Here is a 2720-nt window from a genome sequence, read left to right on the forward strand (position 1 = left end):
TTAGGCTGGTCAGGTGGTTAGAAGTACAAGCCCCTGGCTTTAGACATGGGGTTGGTTTCTACGGAGTCCCTGACATTGTTTTATGGCCAAGTTAAAGTTTGAGTTTTCCCCGATTTGTTAAACACCACCGCCGGGTTTGGATTGACTTTTCCAAATTGCGCTCGGAGGATAAAAAAATCGAGAATCGAGAGACTCACTCCAGGCGATCGCAATCCGGAAAACCCCATGCTGGATGGCGGTCTGCCTCTGGCTTTTTTTAAAAAGAAAAACCGTAAGTAATACCGAAGTTTAACCGTACCCCATCTCCTGAGTTTCCTGTTAGATCGTTGAGTCCAAAACTCGTGACCAAAGGAACTGTTTTAAAGGGTACCACAGAAAATCCCACTGTCAAGTCCTGTCCCGTCCATTCGGCGATCGCGCTGGCTTGCGGACCCATTTGCGTGGCAAAGCTGCCAAACACATTAAACTCGGACCCACCGAATTCGTCGTTCGGATCGAGATTGCTGAGGGTTCGAAAAACCCCATTTCCCACCCCCAGAGTGACAAACCCAAGGCTGAAGGGGTCGTTGATATTCTCGCTGAAAACCAGCACTTTACTCACCGCGCCATAAAACGTTCTGCCGGTGTCATCGGCGGCTCCTTCCCAGTCCACCAGGTTTTGAACCCCGACGCTCACCGCAAAATTTTCTGGCAGCATCCGACCGGCTTGCAGGCTGATACTCCCCGCCCCCAGATTATCTTCCGCGCCCTTTTCGTCGGACAGACCGGTAATGGATAAAGTGGCGGTGAAACCGATCGCTTCTTCCGGATCTCCCAAACCCACGCTGGCGGCGATCGCGCCATCGGTGGAGCGCGTAAAGCGATTTCGCTGGTTAAAAAGCCCCCCAATGGAAGCTTCTCCCCAACTGCCCACAAATCCCGTCGGGTTATTAATACTGATTAACGGGAAGCTCGTGGGAATGCCCAACTGCCTTGTCAGCACTCGAATTTGGTCTCGAGACAACGACTCGATCAGACGGTCTAAGGTTTGGACTTGCTGACCCGAGAGAATCACCTCTGGTTCCCCAGTAGCTTGCTGAACTTCCAAAACCTCGATTAACCTATCCACTTGTCGCGCTTGTTGACCGGTAAGATCCTCCAGCTCGCGAGCGGCTTGTAAAATATCGAGCAGTTCGCTCACCTCTTGTTGGGTGAACTTGCGCGGGGTGGGTAAACCGGGCAGTTCTCGCTCTAAGCGCGCCAGTTCTTCCACACTCAGGGAACCAATCAGGCTTTGGATCTGTTCGGCTTGTGCCTCAGACAGTTCCACCACCGCGTCTCCTTGCGCTTGCAGTCGCTCCAAGTCGCGAATCAGGGTGGCGAGTTCTGTCCGTTGCTGTGGTCGAAAGTTCAAGCGTTGCACTGCTTGTAACAATAACAGCAACTCTTCGAGACCCTCTTGGGTCACTTGTCGGTCGCCCACGGTGAGGGGCACTCCCACGGCGTCCTCAATTTGGGCCAGTTCTGCTGGGGTGAGGGACGCCAGCAGCGCTGTCACCTGTTGAGTCTGTTCGGGAGGCAAAATGACTTGTGGCTGTCCCGAGGCTTGCAGGGTCTCTAACTCGTCAATTAAGCGGTCGATGCGATCGCTTTGTCCGGGTCGCAATCCCAGTTGTTGAATCCCGCCCAGGATTACCAACAGCCGTTGAACTTCTTCTTGGCTAAATACCCCGACTTCCACTTCTGGCAGATCGAGCGACTCCTGGATCTGAAGGATTTCGTCGCGGCTGAGGGAAGATAAAATGGCCTGCACCTGGCGCGCTTGCTCGGAAGAGAGCTCCACCTGTGCTTGTCCGCGCGCAACGAGTCGATCGAGTTCGCGAATCAGGTTTTCGAGTTCCTGACTTCGTTGGGGGCGCAGTCCGAGCCGTTGTATCTCTCGCAGCACTAAAATGAGCTGTTGCAGTTCTCGTTGAGAATAGGTGGCTCCCGGATCCGATTGGGGCGGACTCGGTGGCACCGGTCTGGTGTTTTGTTTGGGTTGTAGAAATTGGGTAGATCCTATGGATGAGTTATCCTCTTCCGGCGGACTCGGTGGCACCGGTCTAGTGTTTTGTTTGGGTTGTAGAAATTGGGCAGACCCTATGGATGAGTTATCCTCTCGTACTGGGTTCGGTTGGGCTAAGCTCGAATTGCACGAGAGAAAAACCCCTGCACTGACACAGGCGATCGAACCCAGACGTAACGCAAGCTGATGTAAGAACACACGTAAAACTCCCCATACCACGTTTAATCTCGTATCAAGTGAACCACATTCTCTTCCGGATTTACAACCGCGCGATCGCTGATATTTCCGCAAAATCCCTTGGTTTCACACCCTAGCTTCGCCCTGCCAGACGCCTTTGCCAAGGGGCTTTGTTCCCCATGATGGAGTCCCGAGGGGATGATATAGCCTTTCTCAAATTGATGTGGTACGTAGCCGAATAGTCATTACCGCGCTTGCACCTCCGAAATGAAAAATTCTCTACGTTACTTATATGAAAATCTTATAACTTTGGCGCGATCGCCACAGCTTTTTTCACCGATAGGACGCTACAGCATAAACAACTATTGCGCTTATCGGGATAGTTTTTTTCCATCCCTGGGGTTGGACTAGGGATAAACAACTATTGCGCTTATCGGGATAGTTTTTTTCCATCCCTAGAGTTGGACTAGGGATAAAAAACTATTGCGCTTATCGG

1 protein-coding gene is annotated in these 2720 nt (G+C 52.1%); it reads right to left on the reverse strand.

Annotation, left to right across the window (positions count from 1 at the left end; translation table 11 throughout):
- Nucleotides 1–256: 256 nt before the first annotated feature.
- Nucleotides 257–1999 (reverse strand): hypothetical protein, encoded by a 1743-nt coding sequence (locus AC0QH1_RS12055; protein WP_324631368.1) that lies wholly within the window; start codon nucleotides 1997–1999, stop codon nucleotides 257–259.
- Nucleotides 2000–2720: the final 721 nt, after the last annotated feature.

This window comes from Phormidium sp. CCY1219 (assembly GCF_055795085.1).